The organism is Streptacidiphilus pinicola (assembly GCF_003258295.1).
Taxonomy (GTDB): Bacteria; Actinomycetota; Actinomycetes; order Streptomycetales; family Streptomycetaceae; genus Streptacidiphilus; species Streptacidiphilus pinicola.
In genome coordinates, this window is record NZ_QKYN01000001.1 from 16,606 (window position 1) to 40,550 (window position 23,945).

Consider the following 23,945-nt stretch of genomic DNA (forward strand, 5'->3'; position numbering starts at 1 on the left):
CGTAGGAGACACTATTGGCTGCAACCACTGATATTGGAGGAGAGCTGTGGAGTTCGACGTCACGATCGAGATCCCGAAGGGTTCGCGGAACAAGTACGAGGTGGACCACGAGACTGGTCGCATCTACCTCGACCGCATGCTCTTCACCTCGACGCGCTACCCGGCCGACTACGGCTTCGTCGACGGGACCCTCGGCGAGGACGGCGACCCGCTGGACGCGCTCGTCATCCTCGAGGAGCCCACCTTCCCGGGCTGCGTCATCAAGTGCCGCGCCATCGGGATGTTCCACATGACCGACGAGGCGGGCGGCGACGACAAGCTGCTCTGCGTCCCGGCCTCGGACCCGCGCTGGGAGCACCTGCGCGACATCCACCACGTCTCGGAGTTCGACCGCCTCGAGATCCAGCACTTCTTCGAGGTCTACAAGGACCTGGAGCCGGGCAAGTCCGTCGAGGGCGCCCACTGGGTCGGCCGCCAGGAGGCGGAGGAGGAGATCACCAACTCCATCAAGCGCCTCGCCGACTCCGGCAAGGCCCACCACTGAGCCTGCCGGCTCCGCGCCGCGTTCCGCTCACCGCACCGCCCCCGGGTCGCCCCGGGGGCGGTGTCGCGTCTGCGGCGTCATCCCTGCGGCATGACAAATGTCCTGCCCGAGTGAGGATTCCTGATTCTGCCGCCGCTACCCCCTGACGCGGGAAGCTCGTGATCAAGCGAGGGACACGAGCTCCTGGGGGAGACGATCATGGCGATCAGCATCAGCACCGCCTTCAAGGCCAAGCCGACGGCGCCGCCCGCGCCGGGGGAGATCAAGCCGCTGGCGCCGTGGTTCTTCGTCTTCGAGGGGCTGATGGGCGCCGCGTTCGACGTCGTCAAGCTGCACCCGGACGCCTGGATGGCGCTGGTCGGGCTGGGTCTGGTGAACATGGCCGTGGGGTTCACCATGCTGGGCCGGCGGCGCAAGCTGCTGCGGGCCATGCTGAAGAACGGCCGCAGCCGCAAGATCCTCGCCGGGCTGATCGCACTGCGGGTCGGCGTCCACGGCCTGCTGGGTGTGCTGGGCGCACAGCTGGAGGGGACCGCCGGACACCTCGTCATGGCCGTCGTGATGACCGGCGCGACGGTCGGACTGCTCTGGTACGACCAGCGGGTGACGTTCCGTGCGCTCGGCCTGCCGCTGTCCCCGTCGGTGTCCCCGACGCTGTCGGCGCCGGTCACTAGCCTGTCCGCATGACGGCTACCGAAGACCTACGGTTTCCCCCCGGGCTCGCCGAGGCCATGGCCCTCCCCTTCGACTACCGCCTCGGCGAGGGCGTCGACTTCGAGCCCTACGAGGAGTTCCTGACCGCCGAGGACACCACCGAGTGGTTCCGGAGGTGGGTGGGCAACCCGGAGCTGGCCGAGGACGAGTTCCGCCTCCGCCTGTTCGGCAGGAACCGCGGCGGCGGGCGGGTGGGGTTCTGGCTGACACGCCCCGACCAGCCGCTCGTCGACCAGCCCGTCGTCGTCCTCGGCTCCGAGGGCGAGGCCGTCGTCGTGGCCCGCAGCCTCGGCGACTTCCTCTGGCTCCTCGCCGGCGGCTTCGGCCCCTGGGAGGCCGCGACCGGCCCCCACGGCGACTGGGTCCCGCAGCCCGACGAGGCGTTCGCGTCCCTCGCCCGCCGCTACGCCGCGGACCACGAGCAGACCCCCACCGCGGTGATCGAGCAGGCCGCCCTGGAGTTCCCGGACCTCGACGAGACGATCATGGAATTCTGGGCGGAGTGAGATGAGCGAGCTGGTCGACCGGGTCGACGAGGAGGACCGCGTGCTGGGCGTGGTCGAGCGGGACGAGGCGATCCGGCAGGGCTGGCTGCACCGCGTGGCGACGACGGTCTGCAGCGCCCCGGACGGACGGATCCTGGTGCATCGGCGGCCGGACGACGACCGTCGCTTCCCGGGGCAGCTCAACTGGCTGCTGGGCGGCGCGGCGAACGCCGGGGAGTCGTACGAGGAGGCCGCCGCGCGGGAGCTCGCGGAGGAGCTCGGGGTGCGTCTGCGACCGCGCCTGGTGCTCACCTTCCGCTGTGCGGGCGTGATCAGCCCCTACTGGCTGGGCGTGCACGAGGTGGTCGTCACCGGCCCGATCCGGCCCGATCCGGCGGAGATCGCCTGGCACGCCTGGGTCACCGAGGCGGAGCTGGCCGAGCTGGTCCGCGAGGAGGACTTCCTGCCCGACGGACGGGACGCGTACGAGCGCTACCAAGCTCACGGGCGGGCGTAGAAGTCCGGGGTGCCCATGATCCAGAGGGAGGCCGTCTTCACGACGTCGCCGGTGCGGGGGGCCTCGATGATGGAGTCGTCGCCGGTGTAGAGGGCGACGTGGTAGATGCCCTGAGGGCTGCCGTCGTGGGACCAGAAGACGAGGTCACCCGGCTGGAGCTGACGGTAGGTCAACGGGTGGGAGTCCGCGTACTGGTCCGCGGCGAAGTGGGGCAGCTCCACGCCGGCCCGCTGCCAGGCACGCATGGTCAGGCCGGAGCAGTCGTAGTTCTGCGGCCCTGCCCCGCCCCACACGTACGGGAGGCCGAGCGCCGAGCGGGCGAAGGCCAGCACGTTGCGGATGTCCCCCGGCCTCGGCGCGGGGGGCGCGGGCGGCGCGGAGGCCTGCTGCTTGGCCAGCGCCACCAGCCTGGCCGCCTGCGCGGCCAGGGCCTGGGCGCGGGCCTCGGTCAGCTGGAGCGCGACCTGCTGGGCCGAGGCCAGACCGGACAGCAGCGTGGTGTGCTGCGCGTCCAGGGCGGCCACCTGCGCCTGCTGCGCCGCCAACTGCTGCTGGGCGTCGGTCCGGGCGGCCGCCACCTTCGCCGTCGCGGCGGCGGCCGCGGTGCTCGCCTGCCGGGCCGCCGCGTCCGCGCCCCGCGCGGCGGCTGCCGTCGCGGCGGCCTGCTGCAGGGCCTGCCGTGCCTGCTCGGACACGCCCTGCGCGGCCTCCGCCGCGAGCTCCGCGGCGTGCGGGTCCCTGGCGGCGAGGAGGCCCGCGAAGCCGGCCAGCAGGGGCGGGCCGCCGTCGCTGTACTGCTCTGCGGCCAGCTGCCCCACCGCGTCGCGCGCCGCCCGCTCGGCGGTGTCCGCGCCGCGGGCGGCGACGGAGGTCGCCGCGGCCTTCGCGGCGGCGCGCTGCTGCGCCACCATGGCCCCGTTGTACGCCTCAACGGCGGTCTCCACCCGCACGTCCATCGCCGCCTCGGCGCTCTGCGCCAGGGCGAGCTGCCCCTCGACGGCGGTCACCCGCGCCCCCGCCGCCCGCGCGGCGGCCTGTGCGGCCGCGACCTCTCCCACCGAGGGTCCACCGGGCCCGTTGTCGGCGGCGGCCTCCGGCACGGCGAGCCCACCCATGAGCAGGACGGTCACAGCGGCGAGTGCGGCGGTGCGGCGGTTCACACTCCCCAGTCTGGCCACCCGTCAGAAACTCGCACCGCAGGGAGGTCCACCCGGGTGATGGACTGTCAGGTCAGAGGTGGCCGCGCGGGCGGCCTGCCGCCACGGAGCGGCGCCGCCGCGCCGCGGCGCGGCGGCGGGCGGACTCGGCGGTGCCGGTGACCGGCTTGGGGCTGTGCTTCGCGGCCAGACGGTTGAGGCGGGCGAGCTTCTGGACGCGGGTCTGGTCCAACGGGGCGTAGACGGCGTGTTCGAGGCGGGCGGCGACGCGGTGAGCCCAGCGCTCCGCGAAGAGGTGGGCGCGGGAGGGCGTCTGGCCGGCCGGCGTCGGGGAGCCGGCGATGAGGTCGAAGAACCAGGTGCGCGCGGCGTCCGCACGCTGGTGCCACCGCGCCTCCCGGCGCCTCGCGCGCGCGTACTTGCGGGGGCGGCGGGTATACCGCCAGCGCGCCCAGGGGCTACGCGGACGCGCCAGGCGGACGGCGGAGATCCAGGACAGGCCCGGGACCATGATCCCGAGCATGCCGCTCCAGAACTTGCCCTTGAGCAGCGCCACGACGGTGAAGCAGGCGTTGACGGAGATGACCCCGATCGCGCCCCAGCGGACCTGCGTGCCGGGGCTGACGCCGAGTGGCAGGTAGCCGACGAGCAGCAGGCCCGCGAAGAGGATGCCGATGATCACCGCGTCGACGGACTTGCGGCCCTGCTCGCTCCAGTAGACGTCCTCCAGGTGCAGCAGCAGCGCGAACTCGTCCAGCACCAGGCCGCAGCCGATGCCGAAGAGCAGCCCGGCCGCGTCGATCCACGGGTGGGTGCCATCCGTCGCGAACACGGTGAACCCGGCGACCAGCAGGAAGAAGACACCGAAGACCACGTGGTGGATGTGCAGTCCGCCGGGGGTGATGTTGCCGGGCCACCACTTCACGCCGCGCCGGATCATCCGCACGCTGAACCGGATGAACAGGAACGACCCGATGAACCCGACCAGCAGCAGGAAGAGCGGCTGCTTGCCCGGGTCCTGGATGTGGTGCACGTAGTAGCCCCAGCCGGGGCCGCGCATCCAGTGGTCGCGCGCCGACACCGCGAGGCCCGGCATCAGAAGCCTCGGGTGCGCTTGGCCGCGCCGCGGGTCTGCTTGGGGCCGCTGCCCGGAATCTTCAGGAAGAGCCGGGCCAGCTCACCGCCGAGGTTGACGCCGACGGCCAGCGCGAGCGCCAGCGCCGCCGCGCGGATGACCGAGAGCAGGCCGGGGATCGGCTCGTTCTGAGTGAAGGAGAGCAGGCCGAGGTAGATCACCGAACCTGGCAGCAGCGAGCCCAGCGCCGCCGTGACGTACGGGAGCGAGGACGCGTAGCGGTAGCGGGAAGCGAGCTGGCCGAAGAGGCCGATCAGGGTGGCCGCCACCGCCGTGGCCACGATCGCGGAGATCCCGGCCTGGCGCAGCACCGCGAAGGTGGTCCAACCGACGCCGCCCAGCAGGGTGACCACCGGCAGCACCTGACGCGAGGTCTGCAGCAGGATGGCGAAGCAGAGCGTCAGCGCCAGCGAGGCCGGGAGCTGGATCAGCGGCGCGGACTGCTGCGCGAAGGTCTGCTCCGGGTGCAGGCTCGCGCCGAAGTTGACGCCGATGTAGAGCACCAGCGTCACCCCGAGCACGATGCCGACGACCAGGTAGAGCACCTCCAGCAGGCGCGCCGCCGCGGTGATGTAGAAGCCGGTCAGGCCGTCGGCGACGGCGGCGACCAGGGCGCGGCCGGGCAGCAGCGCGTACAGGCCGCCGGTGATCACCACGGAGCCGCGCAGGTCGGAGCCGATCAGGGTGAGACCGACGCCGAGGCCGGCCGCCGGGGTGGCCGCGACCACGAACTGGTAGAACTCCGGCAGCCCGCGGGTGGAGATCAGCCAGGCCAGCCGGTCGCCGATGACGGAGGCGACGAAGGCGCAGAGCAGCACCAGCCAGGCCTGGGCGTCGGCCTTGCCGCCGACCAGCATCGTGGCCGCGCCGGCCAGCGCGCCGGTGGCGAGCGAGAGCACCCAGGTCGGGTAGGGGTGCCGGTTGCGGCGGATCTCGGCGAGCCGGCCGTAGGCCTCCTCGACGCCGACCTTCTCGGACGTTATGTCCGCGACCAGCCGGTAGACCGAGGCGAGCCGGGTGTAGTCGGAGCCGCGTCGTCGCACCACCCGGGTCGAGGTGATCGGCGGCTCGACCAGCGAGGGCTGGTAGGTGATGGCGATCAGCGTGAAGGTGACCTGCGGCTCGCAGCGGTCCAGACCGAGCGCGTGGGAGACGCCCAGCATCGCCGCCTCGACGTCCTCGGCGGCCTCGCCGCTGGCCAGCAGCAGCTCGCCGATACGCAGCGTCAGGTCGAGCACGCGGGCGATCTTGGGGCCGGTGGCCTCGGTGACGCGCTCCTCGGACTCGGTGCGCTCGAAGGCGGGCCGCTCGGACATGGGCGTGCGCAGCAGGGTGCGCATCCGGTCGGGCCAGGGCGCCTCGCCGGGCCCGCCGCGCCGCAGGTCGCGGCGGAGCGCCTCGACCGGGATCCCGAGCGTCGGGGTGTAGCCGAAGTGCGCCCAGTCCTCGTCGGAGGCTGCCTCATCGTCGGCGGGCTCCTCCTGCGCCTCCAGGGAGGCGGGTGTGGTGCCGACCGGCTCGGTCGGGCCGAGCAGCCCCGGGGTGACCGTCCGCCCCTCCCCCGCGCTCTCCTCCGGCTGCCCATGCTCCTGCGGCTGGAGAGCCTCGTCCGGCTCCTTGTCCTCCGGCTCTCCTGGCCGTACGCCCTCGGGCACCTACCGCTCCCCTCGTACATCTGGCACTTACCTTGCCTGATCACGAGGAGAGACGCCTACTCCGGGTGTTCCGGGACGGCTCAGGCGGACAGCAGTCCGCGGCCGAGCCAGTCGGAATCGTCCTTGACGCCCGGCAGGGCGAAGAAGTAGCCGCCGCCGGTCGGCGAGATGTAGTCGACCAGCGGCTCGTCGATGAGCCGGGTCTGGGTGGCCTCGAACTGCCGGACCACGTCCTGCTGGTAGCAGCAGAACGCGAGGCCCATGTCGAGGTTGCCGACGTTGTCGACGCCCCGGTCGTAGTTGAAGCCGCGGCGCAGGATCCGGGAGTCGTCCGTCTTCGCCGTGCGCGGGTTGGCCAGCCGGATGTGGGCGTCCAGCGGGATCGCGTTGCCCTGCGGGTCCTTGGCGTAGTCGGGGACGTCGGTCTCGTTCGCGCCGTCCAGCGGGGCGCCGGTGTCCTTGCGGCGGCCGAACATCTTCTCCTGCTCGGTGAGCGAGACGCGGTCCCAGAACTCGACGAGCATCCGGATGATCCGGATCACCTGGTAGCTGCCGCCGACCGCCCAGGCCGGCTCACCGGCGCCGGGCCGCACCCAGACCAGGTGGTCCATCTCGCGGCCGGAGGCCACGTCGGGGTTGGCGATGCCGTCCTTGAAGCCGAGCAGGTTGCGCTGTGCCCCGGTGGGGCGCGGCGTGGACTGGAAGCCGTCAATGCGCCACTTGACCTGCATCAGGCCGCGGGTGTGCTTGGCGATGTCGCGCATGGCGTGCAGCACGGTGTCCTGACGCGAGGCGCAGATCTGCAGGCTCAGGTCGCCGTGGCACTCGGCCGGGTTCAGGTTGTCGTTGGGGAAGGTCCGCATCGGCGTCAGCTTGGCCGGGCGCTGCTTGGCCAGGCCGAAGCGGTCGTCGAAGAGCGACGCGCCGACGCCCACGGTGACGGTCAGGTCGTCGGCGGGGACGACCGGGCCGAGGATGCCGTTGTCTGAGGGCGGCGCGCCGACGCCGAGGTCCGGCGGGGTTCCGCCGGAGGTGAGGAAGCGGATCCGGTCGGTGAGGGTCCGGAAGAGCTTCTCCAGCCCGGCCTTGTCCTCGGCGATGACGGTCAGCGACAGGAACGCCGCGAAGGCGGGCGCGGCGGTGGTGATGCCCGCCTGGTGCGTGCCGTGGAAGGCGACGGTGCCGCTGCTGAAGTCGCTCGACGGGTCGGCGGCGGCCGGGGTGGCGGCGGCACCGGTCAGCGACAGCGCGCCCCCGGCGATCGCGGCGCCGGCCGCGCCCGCGCCGAGCGCGGTCTTGACGAAGCTGCGACGGGAGGAGCCGGGACGGTCGCCGCTGCCGTAGCCGAACGGGCAGGAGCCGGTCCCGGCCTGGTGATCAGTCACAGTCTGGTGGTCGGTCACGTCGGTCATCAGGCGGACTTCCGGATCTCGAGCAGGTCGGGAATGGGCGAGAGGTCTTCGAGCAGCTGGCCCAGCGAGCCGTTGAGCTGCGCCCGCAGCGTCGGGTCGAGCTGCTGCACCGGCGTCCAGGAGCCGTCCGGGTGCTGCGCCTGCTTGAGCAGGCCCGAGAAGCGGGCCAGGTCGGCGTCGACGGTGCCGAGCAGGGCGGGGCTGCGCTTGGCGATCAGCGGGCGGAGCAGGGTCAGCAGCTCCTGGGTGCCCGCGACGTTGGCCTGCGCGGTGGCCAGATTGGTGCCGCTGCCCTCGTCGGTGTCGGCGGTGAGCTCGAACTGGAGGGTGTTCTCCAGGATCTCGTGGGTGCGCAGCGGCAGGTCCGACGGGTCGAAGTCCTGCGTCGGGAAGGCCTTGCGCAGGCCGGTGACGTCGGTGGCCAGCCGGTCGGCGACCGGTGCGAGTGTCGTGGCGGACTGCCCGTGCCACAGGCCGTACTCGACGCGGTGGAAGCCGTGGAAGTCCGGGTCGTTCACGCCCTGGGGCAGACCGTCGGCCCGGCCGTTGATGTTCTTGTCGAAGTCCTGGAAGGTGCCGTAGGCCGCGCCGAGGGAGGAGTACTGCAGGTGCGCGGTCAGCCAGTCCGCCTTGGCGGCGTTCAGGTCGCCCGTGTGCAGGTCGGCGGCAAGCTTGGCGGTCTGCGTCTGCAGCGTGGCGAGGCCCGCGTCGACGTAGCTCTTGTACTGGGCCAGTGGCCCGGCCAGGTCCTGCTCGGAGACGGGCAGCACGGCGGCGACCGGGCCGCCGCCGGAGACGGTGACGGCCGCGGAGGTGACGGCCTTGCCGCCGGTCGGCACGCAGCGCCAGGCGTACTGGCCGGAGCCGAGGGTGGCGACCAGCGCCCGGGTGGTGCCGGGGGCCAGGCCCTCGATCTCGCCGTAGACGGCGTTGGTGGTCGGGTTGACCAGGTAGACCTCGGAGGTCTGCGCGCCGGTGTTGTGCATCTGAAAGGTCTGCTGGCCCGGCTGCGGCGCGGTGAAGCCCTTGCCGCACTCGGTCGGCGAGACCGCGACCGTCGCGGCGGCGGCCTGCTTGCCGTCGGAGGAGACGATCACCACGGCCGCGACGACGGCCGGCACGGCGACCACGGCCGCGGGCACGACCCAGCGCCGGTTGCCACCCGCTTCGGAGGCCGCCACGGCCTCGGGCTTCGCCTCGGCCGGCTTCGGGGTCGCGACCGGTTCGGGCGCGTGCAGGCCGCGGACGAAGAGCGTCATCACGACGCCCAGGTAGACGACGTAGGCGACGACCTGGAGCCAGGTCATCTGCGTGGTGAGGTTGAGCACGCCCTGCACCAGCGTCGCGTACCAGGAGTTCTGGTCGATGCTGCCGCTCAGGTCCACCGCGTAGGCGGTGGCGCCGGGGAGGACGCCGCCCTCCTGGAGGTCGCGCAGGCCGTAGGCGAGGACGCCGGCCGCGATGACGATCAGTCCGACGCCGGTCCAGGTGAAGAACTTCGTCAGGTTGATCTTCAGGACCCGCCGGTACAGGCCCCAGCAGAGCACCGTCGCCAGCACCAGGCCGATGGCCGCGCCGATCAGCGGGCCGGTGGACTCGCCGGCGGTCTGCGCGGTGGTCCAGATGAAGAGCGCCGTCTCCAGCCCCTCGCGGCCAACGGCCAGGAAGCTCGTCACGATCAGCATCCCGGAGCCCAAGGCCAGGGCCGCGGTCACCTTCTCCTTGATCTCTCCGGAGAGGTTGCGGGCGTTCTTGCGCATCCAGAACACCATGGCTGTGACGAAGGCCACCGCGATGACGCTGAGACAGCCCCCGAACGCCTCCTGCGCCTTGGCGGAGAGGTTCGCCGAGGTGAAGGTGAGGACGGCGCCGAAGCTGAACGAGAGTCCGATCGCGGCCAGGACGCCCGTCCAGACCTGTGGCAGTCGGCCCTTCTCGTCACCGCGGACGAGCGTGGCGACGAGGATGGAGACGACCAGTCCGGCCTCCAGCCCCTCCCGCAGCCCGATCAGGAAGCTGGGGAACGCGTCGTTCCACATCCTTGGCCCCTTCCCCGGGGCCTTTCGCCCGGACGCACACGCACGGCAGCAGCAGCCGACCACCCCTTGGTGGTTAGCTTAGGCATACCTTACTAGCGCCCTCAAGGGGCCCCGCCGGGGCCCCCTCGTCTCCGGGAGGATCAGCGCACGTGGACGGTGACGGCCTGGGAGGTGCGGTCCACGACGAAGCGCCCGTGGGTGTTGCGCGCGACGAGCTGGGCGCGGAAGGCCAGCGTCCCGGCACTGCCGGCGCGGACGCTCACGCGCAGCGTGCCCTCGGCGCCGCAGTCGACGGTCCGCCAGGAGCCGTGGCCCGCGCGCTCGTCCACGCACAGCCGGACGGGGTTGCCGCCGAAGTCGTCCGTGGCGCCCCGCGCGGTCAGTGCGACTCGCTGCCCCGCGGCGACGCTGCGCGCGTCGGCATGCAGGGTGATGGAGGACTTGGCGACGGCGGGCCCCGCGGTCGCGACGGCGAGTCCGGTGGCCGCCACGAGCGAGGCGGCCAGGACGGAGGAGGCGCGGCGGGCGAAGAGGCGTGGAGCTGACATGACGATCCCTCGATCTGCCACCAGCTGGTCGACCAGCTGGGTCACGGGCCGTTGGTGCGCGTGCGACGAGACGCGCTCGGCGAGCTGAGAGTGGCAGATCCGCGGGGGCCGCTTCAACCGGCCGAAGGTCGGAGAACGGGGGTTCGATCGGGGGTTTCGGATCGAGGAGGTGCCGGATCGAGGGGGCGCCGGATCGAGGGTCAGGCGGCCACGGGGCGGAAGAGCGGACGGAGCGAGCCGTCGTCCGTCTCGGCGACCTCCAGCTGCACGGGCGCCCCGCGCCAGATCCGGTGCGCGGCGGTCGGCGCGAGCCTGGCCTGCATCCGGAAGCCCTCGTCCAGCTCGACGACCGCGGTGCACTCCTGCCAGTCGGCGGGGGCGACGGCGCGCGGCAGCGCGTGGATCCGACCGTGTCCGCTGCTGCGCTCCCAGACGAAGTCCGCGCCGCCGCAGGTGGCACAGAGCAGGCTGACGCTGCAGAACCGCGTCGAGCACCACTGGCACCGCTGGTAGCGCAGCTCGCCGTGGGCCAGTCCGTCGCGGTAGACCTCGGCGGGGTCGGTCGCCATCCGTTGCCTCCTCCAACCTTCACGAACGATCGTTAAGTTAGAGGCGAACGGAGCCACTGTCCAGTGGGCCCGCGATGCGGAACCCGGGTAGAATCCCCGAACGATCGCTCAGTGAACTCCGTGAAGCAGTGAGGACAGGCTCGTGCGCCCTGCCGGTCAGAACGCGTTGCTCGAAGCCGCCCGGCAGGAGTTCGCCGAGCGGGGCTTCGGCAGCGCCTCGATCCGGAACATCGCCGCACGGGCCGGGATGAGCCTCTCCGCGATGTACCACTACTACTCGGGCAAGCAGGAACTGCTGCACGCCCTGCTCGACGAGGGCATGGACCGCTACTTCGGCTCGGTCACGGCCGAGCTGACCGCCGTCGGCGGCGACGACGCGGCGCCGGCGGACCGCCTCGGCGCGGTGGTCGCCGCGACCACGCGGTTCCGCGCGGAGCACGCCACCCGCAGCAACATCCTGCTGCTGGAGGAGCGCAGCCTGGAGCCGGAGCGCCTGGAGCACTACAGCCGCCGGCAGGCCGACGCGACGAACCTCTTCCGCGAGCCGATCGACGCCGGGATCGCCTCCGGGGAGTTCCACACCCCCTACCCCGACGAGGCCCGGCGCGGCGTGATCGCGATGTGCAACGCCGTCGCCCAGTGGTACCGGCCCGACGGCGCGCTGACGCTCGACGTGCTGGTGGACCGGCACGTCGAGCTGGCGCTCACCCTCGTGGAGTACCGGCCGCAGCGCAGCTTCGCCGCGCGCGGCCGGTAGCCGGGCCGCCTCTCAGGCCTCGGATCCGCCGGCCTGCTGCTCGGCCACCTTGGCGCGGACCTCGTCCATGTCCACGGCGCGGGACTGGGAGATCACCTCGGCCAGCGCCGGCGCGGGGAGCGCGCCCGGCTGGGCGAAGATCACCGTGCGGTCCCGGATCACCATCAGCGTCGGGATGGACCGGATGTCGAACGCGGCCGCCAGCTCCTGCTGCGCCTCGGTGTCGACCTTGGCGAAGACCAGGTCCTGGTTCTCCTCGGAGGCCTTGTCGTAGACGGGCGCGAACTGCCGGCACGGACCGCACCAGGACGCCCAGAAGTCGATCAGAACAAAGTCGTTCTTCTCGACGATGTCGTTGAAGTTGTCCTTGGTCAGCTCGATGGTGGCCATGTCCTGGTTCCGCCTTTCCGGCCTCTCGGCCTGTGCTCACAGCCGCACGGTGCTCAAAACCACGGCATGGCCCACGCTATTCCGAATCGACTCCCGGGTCGTCCTTGAGCGTCTCCGCCAGGCCCTTCGCGTCGGTGCCCAGGGTGCGGTAGACCGCCGCGAGGAGCTCGGCCACCCGGGCGGGGCTCACCGAGAGGACCTCGGCCACCTCGCCCCGGTCCTTGCCCTCGGCGGTGAGCTGGGCGGACCGCAGCTGCAGCGCGGTGAGATCGCGCGAGGGCAGCGGCCGCAGCCGGTGCGGGCTGACGCCGGAGGCCTTCAGCTCGCGCCGGGCGCGGTCGACCAGGCCGATCGCGCCGCAGTCGCGGGCGATGTCGAGGCCCTGCTCCAGCGCGGCCACCGCCTCCCGCAGCCGGCCGTCACGACGCAGCGCCGCGCCGTAGTCGACCAGCGCGGACGCGTGCTCGAAGGCGATCGGCGACTGCCCGAGCGCGGAGACGGCGCGGCGCAGCAGCTCCAGCTCCTTCTCCGGCTCGGCGACCTTGGCCCAGGCGTGCAGGGCCATGCCCTCCGCCGAGTTCGTGCCGGCCCGCAGCGCGCGGCCGTAGGCGTCGGCGGCCAGGGCGCGCGCCCGCTCCGGGTCGCTGTCGGCGAGCGCCAGGGCGAGGGTGCTGACCCAGGGCGACCAGACGGTGTTCTCCCAGCCGCGCTCGTCCAGCTCACGGCCGTGCCGCTCCAGCTCCGCGACCGCCTCCCGGGTGCGGCCCTGCGCCAGCAGCAGCCGGGCGACCAGCGCGGGCGCGTCGGGCAGCACGGCCGCGGGCGGGTACTGGCCCGGACGGATGCCGTGCTCCTCGGCGAGCTTGGCGGCCTCGTCGAGACGGCCCTGGGCCAGCCGGATGTCGCACAGCACCGCGACCACGTCCCACAGCAGCGGGTTGTTGGGGCCGAGGCCCCGCGCCTTGCGCAGGGTCGGCTTCAGCGCCTTCTCGGCGTCCTCCAGCTTGCCCTGCCGGAACATCACCAGGGCCTGGAAGAAGTTGGCGAAGCCCAGGTGGCCGCCGCTCCAGCCCATCAGCTCGAACTCGTAGGCGGCGTCCACGAAGAGGTTGCGGGCGCGGTCGAGGCGGTCGTTGTAGATGTACGCGACGCCCAGCATGACCGGGACCTCGAAGCCGAGGACCTGGTTGGTCCAGCCGAGGCCCTCCGCGGGACGGCCGCCCTCGGTGCCGAGGTCGGCGAAGGCCAGCGCCTCGCTGGAACTCTCCCCGCGCAGGGTGAGGTCCCTGGCGCGCAGCACCTGCACCGAGCGGGCCTCCGGGTCCGTGCGGCCGCGCTGCTGCTCGACCAGGAGCGCGAGCTGGCGCGAGGTCTCCTTGCCGTCCGGGTCGTTGCGGCGCAGCAGCCGCCACATGAAGGAGGCCGCCTGCAGCCTGGTCTTGGCGGGGCCGTCCGTCATCCGGGCGACCTCGTCCCGGGTCAGCTCCACGGCCTCGGTCACCCGGTTGCTGTGGGTGAGCGCCTGGCCGAGGCGCAGCACCGCGTTCAGCCGGTGCTCCGGCTCCAGCCCCGGCAGCTCGTCCAGGGCCAGCTGCAGCTGGCGGACGGTCAGGTCCGGGTCGCGCAGCATGACCGCGCAGCCCAGCTCGTAGCGGACCTCCGCCAGGTCCTCGTCGGCCGGGGGTTCGCGCAGCGCGCGCTCCAGGCAGCGCTTGGCGGCGTCCGGGGCGCCCATCGCCAGGTGCTCGTGCGCGGCCTGCCGCAGCTGCTGGACGACGGCGGGGTTGTCGTCCGGGTACAGCTCGATCAGGTGCCGGGAGGCGGCGGCCATGCCGCCGCGACCGGAGGCGATCACCTCGTCGGCGGCCTTGCTGTGGATGCTCGTGCGCATCGCCGGGAAGGTGATCGACTGGTACACGGCGCTGGCGACCGTCGGGTGCGAGAAGTGGAACTCGTGACCGGAGCGGACCAGGATCTGGTCGCCCGTCAGCTTCTCGACGGCGGTCTGCGCCTGGTTGAAGGGCAGACCGGCGACACGGGAGATCAGTTCCAGATCGAACGGGGTGTCCAGCACCGCGGCGGCGAAAGCGGTGCGCTGCACGTCGGTGCCGAGACGTTCGAGACGGCGGCCGATGTCGCGGGCGCCGCTGAGCGCGGCCAGCGCGCGCAGCTGGTCCTGGTTCTCCTCGACCGGCGCGACGCCCTGTTCACTGAGGCGGTCGATGAGGCTGGTGACGAAGAAGGGGTTGCCGTTGGTGATGGACCAGCAGGTACGGCAGAAGACGTCGTCCGCGTCCTCACCGAGCCGGCCGCGGACCATCGCCTCGACCGCGTTCGGGGAGAGCTTCTGCAACTCGACGACGTGGCCGCGGGTGCCCATCTCGCGTACCTCGCGGAGCAGCACGTCGTCCATGGCGGGGGCGAGCTCGTCGCTGCGATACGCCAAGGACACCAGCATCGGCAAGTGCTGAATCTGGCCGAGATAGCCCGCGAGCCACTGACCGGACTCCGGGTCCGCCCAGTGGAGGTCGTCGACCACCACCAGCAACGGGCCCTGACGGACCGCCAGCTGGGTCATGACCCAACTGAGCGCCTCCTGCACACCGGTCGGGTCGGCGGGGTTCCCGGCGTCGGCCGGGGTCAGCCCGAGGGCGGGCGCGGCGATGTCGTACCAGCCGCCGAACATCTCCCGGCGTTCGGCCTCCTGCATCTTGGCCAGAGTGGGTTGCAGCAGGCTGCGGGCCACATGGAAGGGCGCGCCGCGCTGTTGCTCGGTGGCCCTGGCGAAGAGCAGGATCTGCGAGCCGCGGTCGGCGTTGGCCGCCGCGCGCAGGCGGCCCAGCAGGCTCGTCTTGCCGAAGCCGGCCGCGCCCCGGTAGAGCAGCAGGCCGCCCGGACTGGTGTCGCCCGCCGCGACGTCCGCCCGCAGCCGCTGGAGGGCGCGCACGCCCAGACCGATCGGTTCCTCGCGCTCGTAGAGCTGACGCTCGTCCACGGCTCGCTCCGTTCCTGCCCGTTCTCATTCCCGCCGGTCGGCCCCGCAAGGGCCACCCCCGACAACGAGGTTAACCAGCGCGAAGTCGCCGCGCTGGCGCATCGGAGGATCCCTTCGCAATGCTCGAGGCAGACCGCTTCCGCCAACTCTGGTAGATAATTGAGCATATGACCGATCGATATCTCAACAGGAGTGATCGGTTCAACTAACGTCGACACCGGTTCGTTCGGGGGGACCACCAAGCCGCCACAAGGGCAGAGGAGGACGAGCTGATGCATGAACTGTTGGGCAAGGCGGAGCAGATGCACGGCAACGACGACGTCATACGCATCCCGGGACCGGTTCGCCACAACCGGCTCCAGGAGACGGCCGCACGACACAACCTCCAGTGGCTGCGCGCGCACGGCATGTTGCGCGAGGAACGCGCACTGAGACTCTACGACCGATGGGACATCCCGGAGTTGGCTTCGGCCAGTTTCCCCGACGCGGGCCTGGCCGACCTGTGCCTGGCGGTCGACCAGTGCGCCTTCTACTTCCTCTTCGACGACCAGTTCGACGGTGACCGCGGCGCCCGTCCCTCGGAGGTGGCGCGCGTCTGCGCCCCGCTGATCACCACCCTGCACACCGGCCGGGCGCCGGAGAACCCCTCCCCCGTCGAGTCGGCCTTCGCCGACCTGTGGCGACGCGGCTCCCAGGGCATGTCGGCACGCTGGCGCGCCCGCGCCGCGTACCACTGGGAGGGCTACTTCATGGCCCACCCGAGCGAGGCCCTCGGCCGCGCGCTCCCCGACGCCAGGCCCAGCCGTGACGCCTACCTGGCGCTGCGCCGCGGCGCGTCCGGTGTCGACACCGTCCTCGACCTGGTCGAACGCATCCTCGGCGAGGTGCCGGCCACGGCCTTCCACAACCCGCAGTTGGCACTCATGCGCCGGCTCGCCGGGGACGCCCCGGCGATCAACAACGACGTCTACTCCTACGCCAAGGAGGCCCCGCGCGGCGACGTCTACAACCTCGCCGTGATCACCCAGCGGGAACGCGGCCTCACCCGCGAGCAGGCCTTCGGCCTGGTCCGGGACGAGGCCCAGCAGATGGCCGACGAGTTCTTCGACCTGGCCGAACAGATCCCGGGCATCGCCCTGGCCCTCGGCCTCGGCCGCGACGAGGGCGCGGCGCTGCTGCGCTACGTCGACGGCATGGGCGACTGGATGCGCGGCTACTTCTCCTGGGAGGCCGGCACCCTCCGCTACCGCCCCGAAGGGGCCCTCCCGCTGGACCAGCCGAACTACCTGGAGGAACTGCTGTAGTTGCACTCCGCAGGGGCGCGGGGCCCTGCGCGTACCTCTCGCGGATTAGGGGGCGGTGGTACCGGGGTACCACCGCGGGTTGGGGAACGGTCCCCGCGTGCCGGGGCTGAGGGTGGAGGGCGCACATAGCGTGCTGGGGTGATCGAACTTCAGCATCTGGTCAAGCGGTACGGCGACAAGACCGCCGTCGACGACCTGCACTTCACCGTCAAGCCCGGCGTGGTGACCGGCTTCCTCGGGCCGAACGGGGCCGGGAAGTCCACCACCATGCGGATGATCCTCGGACTGGACGCGCCCACCAGCGGCAGCGTCACCGTGAACGGCAAGCGCTACGCCCAGCACGCCGCCCCGATCCAGGAGGTCGGCGCGCTGCTGGAGGCCCGTTCCATCCACCCGGGGCGCTCCGCCCACAACCACCTGCTCGCGCTCGCGCTGACCCACGGCATCCCGCGCCGTCGCGTCGACGAGGTGATCGAGCTGACCGGGCTCGGCAAGGTGGCCAAGAAGCGCGCCGGCGCCTTCTCCCTCGGCATGGGCCAGCGGCTCGGCATCGCCGCCGCGCTGCTCGGCGACCCGCAGACGATCATGCTGGACGAGCCGGTCAACGGTCTCGACCCGGAGGGCGTGCTGTGGATCCGCACGCTGCTGACGAGTCTCGCCGCCGAGGGCCGCACCGTCTTCGTCTCCTCGCACCTGATGAGCGAGATGGCGCTGACCGCGACCGACCTGGTGATCATCGGCCGTGGCCGGCTGATGGCCGACACCACCGTCGCCGAGTTCATCGAGCAGGCCGGCGGCGACAGCGTCAAGGTCGTCTCCTCGGACGCCGCGCGCCTGCGCGAGGCGCTGCTCGGCCCGGACGTCACCGTCACCGGTGAGGCCGGCTCCGAGACGCTGGCCGTCTCCGGCCTGAGCGCGCGTCAGATCGGGCAGGCGGCGGCCGACGCCGGCATCGCCGTCTTCGAGCTGACCCCGCAGGCCGTCTCCCTGGAGGAGGCGTTCATGACGCTGACCGGGGACACCGTCGAGTACCGCAGCAACGCCGGCACCGCTTCGAAGAACGGTGCGCCGGAAGGGAGCGTGGCCGCATGAGCGCCACTCTGACCGCGACGCCCGAGACCACCGCCGCCCCGGCGCCGAAGCCCACCTACAAGGTGACCTTCGGCCGGGTGCTCCGCTCCGAGGGGTCGAAGTTCCTCTCGCTGCGCTCCAGCTGGATCACCCTGGCGGTGGGCCTGTTCTTCCTGGCCTTCGTCGGCATCATGGTGGCCTACCGCTACAACCCGGCCGACCTGCACGGCCCGGCCGCGGACTCCCGTGACGCCATCGACATCTCGCTCAAGGGCGTGGAGCTCTCCCAGCTCGCCCTCGGCGTGCTGGGCGTGCTGGCGACGGCCGGCGAGTACACCACCGGCCTGATCCGCTCGACGTTCGCGGCCGTCCCGAAGCGCCTGCCGGTGCTGTGGACGAAGTGCCTGGTGCTCTTCGGCGCGGCGATCGTCGTGGCGACCGCGGGCGCGTTCATCTCCTTCGTCGGCGGCGAGAACTTCCTGCACGGCAAGGCGATCGCGCTGACGCTGTCCTCCTCCGGCGTGCTGCGCTGCCTCTTCGGCGCGGGCCTGTACCTGGCGTTGGTCACCGTCTTCGGCGCGGCGCTGGGCATGCTGGTGCGTTCGGTGGCCGGTGGCATCGCGCTGCTGGTCGGCATCATGATGCTGCTGCCGGTCTTCCTGGACATGCTGCCCAGCAGCTGGAAGACGGACGTGGCGCCGTACCTGCCGGGGACGGCCGGCCAGTCCATCTACTCGCTGCACACGGCTCCCGGCGCGCTGAGCTCCGGCACCGGTCTGTGGGTCTTCGTCGCGTGGGTCGCGGCGGCGCTAATCGGCGCGGCGTACCGTGTGGTGCGTTCCGACAGCTAGCAACACCTGTAGGCAACCTCCGATGAGCAGCACGACACACGGCTCCGATCCCCTGTGGGACCACCTCGCCGAGCACGCCGTCGCCCGCGTCTGGATGCGCGTGCGCGCGGCGGACCGCCGGCACCCCCAGGTCCTGGACTCGGTCATCGCCCTGTTCGTGCTGCTCATCGGGCTGCGGGACCTCTACCACGGCGGCGAGCACCAGACGCTCTTCGGGGTGAACTCCGTCCCGCTGTGGGTGAGCACCCTGACCGCCGTCGCCCAGGCGGTTCCGCTCGCGTTCCGGCGCCGGGCGCCGCTGACGGTCTTCTGGGTGGTCCTCGGCGTCTGCGGGCTCCAGTGGGCGCTGGGCGTCGCCCTGCACAGCGATCTCAGCCTGATGATCGTCCTCTACAACGCCGCCCGCTATGCGCCGCCGCGACGGCTGCCGTGGGTCGCCGCCGCCGTCCTGCCCTGCATCGCCGTGCTGGCCTGGCGGGTCGAGCCGCTCGCCCGGCGGCCCTGGACCGGGCTGTTCTTCGTCGCCTGCGCCGCGACCGCCGCCGCCGCGCTCGGCCTCGCCGGGAGGATCCGGCAGGGGCAGCTCGCCGCGCTCGCGGACCGCGCCGCGACCCTGGAGGTCGAACGGGAGCAGCGCGAACGCCTCGCGGCCGCCGACGAGCGCGCCCGGGTCTCCCGCGAACTGCACGACATCGTCGGCCACAGCCTGGCCGTCATCATCGGCCTGGCCGACGGCGGCGCGGCCCAGGCCGCGCTGCGCCCCGAGCGCGGGCCGGAAGTGCTGCGGATCATCGCCGAGACCGGGCGCGAGTCGCTGGGCGAGCTGCGTCGCACCCTCGGCGCGCTGCGCGCGGAGGTGCCGGAGGCGCCCCAGGACGGCGCCGTCACGGTCTCCTCCGTCGCCACGACGCAGGCGGGTGCCGAACTCCATCCGCAACCCGCCACCGCCGACCTCGGCACGCTCTGCGAGCGCCTGCGCGCGGCCGGCCCGGGCGTCACCTACACCGCCTCCGGCCACACCTCGGCGCTGCCGCCCGGATTGCAGCTGGCCGTCTACCGGATCGTCCAGGAGGCGCTGACCAACAGCCTCAAGCACGCCGGTCCGCACACCGACGTGCACGTCGCGGTCGCGGCCGACGCCCGGGCCCGGGAGGTGCGCGTCCGCGTCGACGACTCCGGCCGCCCGGAGGGCGAGCCCGCCCCGGCCGCGCTGGGCACCGGCCACGGCCACGGCCTGATCGGCCTGCGCGAGCGCGCCGCGCTGGCCGGCGGCACGGTCGCCGCCGGGCCGCGCCCGGGCGGCGGCTGGACGGTCACCGCCACCCTGCCGCTGCCGGATCCGGGGCCCGCACAGCCGCGGCCTAAGCTCGACGCCGGGGGCGGGCGTCCGGAGGAAGGCGACGACACGTGACCACCGTGCTGATCGTGGACGACCAGCCGCTGCAGCGGATGGGCTTCCGCATGCTGCTGGAGAGCAGTCCCGAGACCTCGGTCGTCGGCGAGGCGGCCCACGGCGCGGAGGCGGTCCGGCTCACGGCCGAGCTGCGGCCGGACGTGGTGCTGATGGACATCCGGATGCCCGGCATGGACGGCATCGAGGCGACCCGCAGGATCGTCGCCGCCGGCGACCGCTCCCGCGTCCTGGTGCTCACCACCTTCGACCTCGACGAGTACGCCTACGGCGCGCTGCGCGCGGGCGCGAGCGGCTTCCTGCTCAAGGACGCCCGCCCCGACGAGTTGCTCTCCGGCATCCGCGCGGTGGCCGGGGGCGACGCGGTGGTGGCCCCGGCGATGACCCGCCGTCTGCTCGACGCCTTCACCTCCGGCGTCCCGGCCCGCGAGCCGGACACCGACCCGCGGATCGCGCTGCTCTCGCAGCGGGAGCGGGAGGTCCTGGAGGCGGTGGCCCAGGGGCTGACGAACAGTGAGATCGCCACCCGGCTGGTGCTGTCGGAGTCCACGGTGAAGACGCACGTCAGCCGGGTGCTGTCGAAGCTGGGCGCCCGCGACCGCGTGCACGCGGTGATCATCGCCTACGACGCGGGCCTGGCCCGCCCGGCCTGAGTTCACCCGTTCCCGTCCGAACCTTCCCTCTCTGCGTGCTACATTTTTGTACTGACCAGTCAGTTCAAAAGACTGCGCAGTGGTGGGAGGGGCGAGGATGGGCGACTACGAAGGCGCCCCCGTCGCGGTGGCGGAGCTGTCGCTGCGCGGGCCGCGGGGCAGCGTCTACCAGGGCGTCAGCTTCGACGCCGGGGCCGGGCAGCTGGTGGCGGTCGTCGGGGAGAACGGCTCCGGGCGGACGTCGCTGCTGCTCAGCGTCGCCGGGCAGATGCGGCCGAACGGCGGGACGGCGAGCGTCGCCGGACTGCCGCTGCCGCGCAGGGCCGCGGCGGTGCGGAAGGTGGTCGCCCTCGGAGCCGTCGCCGGGGTGAACGACCTGGACGGCGCGCTGACCGTCGAGGAGCACCTCACCGAGCGCCTGCTGCTGCGCTCCCACGGCCGTCGCGCGCACCGACGCGTCGCCGCCGCGCTCGACGCGGCCGGGCTCACGGCCGAGGAACTGCCGCTGCGCGCCGACTCCCTGAGCGCCCTGCAGGCGTTCCGCACCTCCCTCGCCGCCGCGCTGATCGGGCAGCCGCGCGTGCTGGCCGTCGACGACGTCGGCGACCGCCTCTCCGCCGTCGAGCGCGAGCAGGCCTGGGCGACCCTGCGCGGCCTCGCCGACGCGGGCCTCACCGTGCTGGCCGCCACCCGCGAGGCCCCGTCCGGCCCGGACGCGGCGGACGTGGTCGTCGACCTCGCCCAGCCCTCTGACGAGCACACGGCCGTGGAAGGCGGCGACGATGAGTGACAAGTCCATCAGCGGCAAGCTGGCCCGCAGGCGCCCGTTGCGCGCCCTCTCCCTCGGCTCGCTCGAACTGCGCCGGTTCCGCCGCGGCTCGCTGCCGCGCGCCGCCGTCCTCGCCGTCGCGCTGCTGCCGCTGCTCTACGGCGCGCTCTACATCTGGTCGTTCTGGGACCCGTACGGCCACTTCGACCGCCTGCCGGTCGCGATCGTCGACCTGGACAAGGGCGCCGACGTCAACGGCAAGCAGTTGAACGCCGGCCGCGACCTCACCACCGAGCTGCTGGACCGGCACACCTTCGACTGGCACGAGGTCGGCACGGCCCGCGCCGACCAGGGACTGCGCAAGGGCGACTACTACATGACGCTCACCATCCCCGCCGACTTCACCGCGAGGATCGCGACCGGCGGCAGCGACCACCCGGTCGCGGGCCTGCTGCAGGCCCGGAGCAACGACTCCAACAGCTACCTGAGCGGCATCATCGCCAAGACCGCCTTCTCCGAGATCCGCGCCGCCAGCTCCAGCAGCGCGGTGCGCGGCTACCTCGACCAGATCTACGTGTCCTTCGCCGACCTGCACGACCAGACCCTCAAGGCGGCGGGCGGCGCCGGGCAGTTGGCGCAGGGCGCGCACACCGCGCAGAGCGGCGCGCAGCAGCTCAGCGACGGCCTGGGCCAGGCCAGGAGCGGCAGCGGCCAACTCGCCGACGGGCTCGACACCCTGCACCGCGGCGCCGCCCAGGCCGCGGCGGGGACCGCGCAGTTGGACCAGCTGGTGCACGGCGTCACGGACAAGCTGACGCCGACGCTGCGCAGCCGGGCCGGTGACATCCAGCAGGCCGCCGAGGCCGTCTCCACCGCCGCCGGCGCCGTGCAGCAGATCGCCACCTCCCTGCCCGCGGACTCGGCCCAGGCCGTCACCGACGCCAAGGCCGCCCAGGCGCAGCTGCAGCAGGTCTACGCCCAGCAGTGCCAGGCGTCCACGGGCGTGGTGGCTCCTCCCGGCGGCAGCGCCGCCGAGTGCACCGCCCTGCAGGCCGCCGTCCAGGCCTCGCAGCGGACCGTCGCCGTCGCGACCTCCGTCGACCAGGCCGTGGCCGCGAACAAGGCGCAGCTGGCCCGACTCGCCTCCGACGCGGGCACCGTGCGCGGTTACGCGAACCAGCTGGCCGCCGACGCACCGCACTTGGCCGACCAGGTCGACGCGCAGGTCGCGAAAATCGACGCGTTGAATGCCGGGGTCGCACAACTGGCCGGCGGCAGCGCCCAACTGGCCGCCGGCGCGCACAGCCTGAACGACGGCCTGGGCACCCTCGCCTCCGGCGCCGACCAGCTCAACTCCGGCCTCTACCAGCTCGCCGGCGGCTCGGACCAGCTGGCGGGCTCACTCCACGACGGCGCCGCGAAGATCCCGGACCTGACCGCCCAGGACCGCGCGGACCGCACCGGCGTGATGAGCGACCCCGTCCAGCTCGCCCTCGGCACCCTCAACAAGGCCGCCAACTACGGTACCGGGCTCTCCTCGTACTTCATCCCGCTGGCCCTGTGGGTCGGCATGATGGTCGCCTACATGCTGCTGCGCCCGCTCAACAGTCGGCTGCTCGCCGCGAACATCCCCTCCTGGCGCGCCGCGCTGGCGGGTTGGCTGCCGGCGCTCGCGATCGGCGTCGCGCAGGTCGGCGCGCTGCTGGCGGTGCTGCACTTCGCGCTCGGCCTGGACCTGGCCCGCCCGGCGGCGGCGATCGGCTTCCTGCTGCTGACGTCGGCGACCTTCGCGGCGGTGCTGCAGTGGGTCAACGCCGCGTTCGGCACCCGCGGCCGGGTCATCGGGCTGGCGATCCTGATGCTGCAGCTGACCTCGGCCGGCGGCACCTACCCCGTCCAGACCAGCCCCGGCTTCTTCGGCGCGATCCACCCCTACCTGCCGATGACCTGGGTCGTCGACGGCCTGCGCCGCCTGATCAGCGGCGGCGACCTGACGGTGGTGTGGCAGGGGGTCGGCGTGCTGACGGCCTTCCTGGTCGCCTCGCTGGCCGGCACGGTGCTGGCGGCCCGCCGCCGCCAGACCTGGACCGTCGCCACGCTCCACCCGGAGCTGGTGCTGTGACGCCGTGCGGGATGATGGCCGGGTGACCAGTTCCAGAACGGGCGGCGGGCGCCGTGAGCAGACCCGGCAGAAGCTCTTCGTCGCCGCCCAGCAGCTGATCGCGGAGCAGGGCTTCTCGGCGACCTCGGTGGACGAGATCGCGGAGCGCGCCGGGGTCGCCAAGGGCACGGTCTACTACAACTTCAAGAGCAAGAACGAGCTGTTCGAGGAGTTGCTCCGGCACGGCGTCGGGCTGCTGACGGCGGCCCTGCGGGAGGCCTCCGCGGCCCACCCCGACGCGCCGATCGACCAGCTCGACGCGATGATCCGCGAGGGCCTCGCCTTCATCGAGCAGTACCGCGCCTTCGCGCGGCTGCTGCTCTCCGAGCTGTGGCGCACCAACCGCGCCTGGCAGAACACGCTGACCCTCCTGCGCGAGGAGGCCGTCGCCGTCGTCCGCGCGTCGCTCGACGCGGCGGTCGCCTCCGGCGAGCTGCGGGCGGACCTGGACACGGGGCTGGTCGCGGCGGCGATCTTCGGGATGGTCCTGGTCGTGGCCGTGGACTGGCTCACCTTCCAGCCGGAACGCAGCCTGGACGACGTCCACGCGGTCCTGTCAACGATGGTCCGGGGCCGTCTGGCAGCGGAGTAGCCTCACCCTCGCGGGTCGAGCAGCAGGTGGATGTCGTGGGCCGCGGTGAACGCGCAGAGCGCGCTGACGGCGAGGAGGGTGGCGACCGACAGGACCGGGAGCCACGGGACACCCCAGGGCAGCGACCACGGCAAGCCGCGGTGGGAGCGGGGGGCCGGGGCGAGGAGCGCGGCGACGCGGCGGGGGACGGGGCCCGCGCCCCGGCCCCCCGCTCCC

General features: G+C 72.7%; 21 protein-coding genes and 2 pseudogenes. 13 read left to right on the forward strand and 10 right to left on the reverse strand.

Features of this window, described 5'->3' with window-relative positions; all coding sequences use genetic code 11:
- The first annotated feature begins 46 nt into the window (after positions 1 to 46).
- The 4 genes from DN069_RS00085 (at position 47) to DN069_RS00100 (ending at position 2,260) form a co-directional block, all read left to right on the forward strand.
- Positions 47 to 544 carry an inorganic diphosphatase gene (locus DN069_RS00085; protein WP_111498594.1) on the forward strand — a complete coding sequence of 166 codons (498 nt, stop codon included), beginning with the start codon at positions 47 to 49 and terminating at the stop codon, positions 542 to 544.
- 198 nt (positions 545 to 742) lie between these two features.
- Positions 743 to 1,231 carry a hypothetical protein gene (locus DN069_RS00090; protein ID WP_243638797.1) on the forward strand — a complete coding sequence of 163 codons (489 nt, stop codon included), beginning with the start codon at positions 743 to 745 and terminating at the stop codon, positions 1,229 to 1,231.
- On the forward strand, positions 1,228 to 1,764 hold the full coding sequence (locus tag DN069_RS00095; protein ID WP_111498595.1) for an SMI1/KNR4 family protein: 537 nt from the start codon (positions 1,228 to 1,230) through the stop codon (positions 1,762 to 1,764). The genes DN069_RS00090 and DN069_RS00095 overlap by 4 nt, the downstream gene beginning before the upstream one ends.
- A 1-nt stretch (position 1,765) precedes the next feature.
- Positions 1,766 to 2,260 carry an NUDIX domain-containing protein gene (locus tag DN069_RS00100; protein WP_111498596.1) on the forward strand — a complete coding sequence of 165 codons (495 nt, stop codon included), beginning with the start codon at positions 1,766 to 1,768 and terminating at the stop codon, positions 2,258 to 2,260.
- Here the strand turns inward: DN069_RS00100 and DN069_RS00105 are convergent.
- From DN069_RS00105 to DN069_RS00135, 7 genes are all read right to left on the reverse strand, one after another.
- Positions 2,245 to 3,420 carry a C40 family peptidase gene (locus DN069_RS00105; RefSeq protein ID WP_111498597.1) on the reverse strand — a complete coding sequence of 392 codons (1,176 nt, stop codon included), beginning with the start codon at positions 3,418 to 3,420 and terminating at the stop codon, positions 2,245 to 2,247. The genes DN069_RS00100 and DN069_RS00105 overlap by 16 nt on opposite strands.
- A gap of 70 nt (positions 3,421 to 3,490) precedes the next feature.
- Positions 3,491 to 4,513, reverse strand: coding sequence for a hypothetical protein (locus DN069_RS00110; RefSeq protein WP_243638798.1), 1,023 nt, complete (start codon positions 4,511 to 4,513; stop codon positions 3,491 to 3,493).
- Complete coding sequence (locus DN069_RS00115) at positions 4,513 to 6,207, reverse strand: threonine/serine exporter family protein (RefSeq protein WP_243638799.1); 1,695 nt, start codon at positions 6,205 to 6,207, stop codon at positions 4,513 to 4,515. The genes DN069_RS00110 and DN069_RS00115 overlap by 1 nt, the downstream gene beginning before the upstream one ends.
- Positions 6,208 to 6,287: 80 nt before the next feature.
- Complete coding sequence (gene efeB, locus DN069_RS00120) at positions 6,288 to 7,619, reverse strand: iron uptake transporter deferrochelatase/peroxidase subunit (RefSeq protein WP_111498598.1); 1,332 nt, start codon at positions 7,617 to 7,619, stop codon at positions 6,288 to 6,290.
- On the reverse strand, positions 7,619 to 9,658 hold the full coding sequence (gene efeU / locus DN069_RS00125) for an iron uptake transporter permease EfeU (protein WP_111498599.1): 2,040 nt from the start codon (positions 9,656 to 9,658) through the stop codon (positions 7,619 to 7,621). The genes efeB and efeU overlap by 1 nt, the downstream gene beginning before the upstream one ends.
- Positions 9,659 to 9,798: 140 nt before the next feature.
- Entirely contained in the window at positions 9,799 to 10,251 is a 453-nt protein-coding gene (locus DN069_RS00130; RefSeq protein WP_111498600.1) for a hypothetical protein, read from the reverse strand.
- Positions 10,252 to 10,406: 155 nt separating this feature from the next.
- The gene (locus DN069_RS00135; RefSeq protein WP_111498601.1) at positions 10,407 to 10,775 is read right to left on the reverse strand and encodes a Zn-ribbon domain-containing OB-fold protein; all 369 of its coding nucleotides are present in this window, start codon (positions 10,773 to 10,775) and stop codon (positions 10,407 to 10,409) included.
- 142 nt (positions 10,776 to 10,917) lie between these two features.
- Here DN069_RS00135 and DN069_RS00140 point away from each other — a divergent pair, with 142 nt between their 5' ends.
- A complete protein-coding gene (locus tag DN069_RS00140; RefSeq protein WP_111498602.1) occupies positions 10,918 to 11,532 on the forward strand; it encodes a TetR/AcrR family transcriptional regulator in 615 nt (204 codons plus the stop codon).
- Positions 11,533 to 11,544: 12 nt separating this feature from the next.
- Here the strand turns inward: DN069_RS00140 and trxA are convergent.
- A pseudogene (trxA, locus tag DN069_RS00145) lies at positions 11,545 to 11,928 on the reverse strand (thioredoxin); the annotation flags it as partial.
- A 70-nt stretch (positions 11,929 to 11,998) separates the two neighbouring features.
- The gene (locus DN069_RS00150; RefSeq protein ID WP_111498604.1) at positions 11,999 to 14,917 is read right to left on the reverse strand and encodes an ATP-binding protein; all 2,919 of its coding nucleotides are present in this window, start codon (positions 14,915 to 14,917) and stop codon (positions 11,999 to 12,001) included.
- 272 nt (positions 14,918 to 15,189) lie between these two features.
- Here DN069_RS00150 and DN069_RS00155 point away from each other — a divergent pair, with 272 nt between their 5' ends.
- From DN069_RS00155 to DN069_RS00190, 8 genes are all read left to right on the forward strand, one after another.
- The gene (locus DN069_RS00155; RefSeq protein WP_111498605.1) at positions 15,190 to 16,221 is read left to right on the forward strand and encodes a terpene synthase family protein; all 1,032 of its coding nucleotides are present in this window, start codon (positions 15,190 to 15,192) and stop codon (positions 16,219 to 16,221) included.
- Positions 16,222 to 16,359: 138 nt separating this feature from the next.
- Positions 16,360 to 17,313, forward strand: a complete 954-nt coding sequence (locus tag DN069_RS00160) for an ABC transporter ATP-binding protein (RefSeq protein WP_111498606.1) — start codon at positions 16,360 to 16,362, stop codon at positions 17,311 to 17,313.
- Positions 17,310 to 18,143 (forward strand): ABC transporter permease, encoded by an 834-nt coding sequence (locus tag DN069_RS00165; protein WP_111498607.1) that lies wholly within the window; start codon positions 17,310 to 17,312, stop codon positions 18,141 to 18,143. Before DN069_RS00160 ends, DN069_RS00165 begins: the two co-directional genes overlap by 4 nt.
- Before the next feature lie 22 nt (positions 18,144 to 18,165).
- A complete protein-coding gene (locus DN069_RS00170; protein WP_111498608.1) occupies positions 18,166 to 19,554 on the forward strand; it encodes a sensor histidine kinase in 1,389 nt (462 codons plus the stop codon).
- The gene (locus tag DN069_RS00175) at positions 19,551 to 20,207 is read left to right on the forward strand and encodes a response regulator (RefSeq protein ID WP_111498609.1); all 657 of its coding nucleotides are present in this window, start codon (positions 19,551 to 19,553) and stop codon (positions 20,205 to 20,207) included. The genes DN069_RS00170 and DN069_RS00175 overlap by 4 nt, the downstream gene beginning before the upstream one ends.
- A gap of 97 nt (positions 20,208 to 20,304) precedes the next feature.
- Positions 20,305 to 20,997 (forward strand): ABC transporter ATP-binding protein, encoded by a 693-nt coding sequence (locus DN069_RS00180; protein ID WP_111498610.1) that lies wholly within the window; start codon positions 20,305 to 20,307, stop codon positions 20,995 to 20,997.
- Positions 20,990 to 23,098, forward strand: a complete 2,109-nt coding sequence (locus DN069_RS00185; RefSeq protein ID WP_243638800.1) for a YhgE/Pip domain-containing protein — start codon at positions 20,990 to 20,992, stop codon at positions 23,096 to 23,098. The genes DN069_RS00180 and DN069_RS00185 overlap by 8 nt, the downstream gene beginning before the upstream one ends.
- A gap of 22 nt (positions 23,099 to 23,120) precedes the next feature.
- Positions 23,121 to 23,729, forward strand: a complete 609-nt coding sequence (locus DN069_RS00190; protein WP_111498611.1) for a TetR/AcrR family transcriptional regulator — start codon at positions 23,121 to 23,123, stop codon at positions 23,727 to 23,729.
- Positions 23,730 to 23,731: 2 nt separating this feature from the next.
- Here DN069_RS00190 and DN069_RS39735 read toward each other — a convergent pair.
- Positions 23,732 to 23,945 (reverse strand): annotated as a pseudogene (locus DN069_RS39735) (M56 family peptidase); the annotation flags it as partial.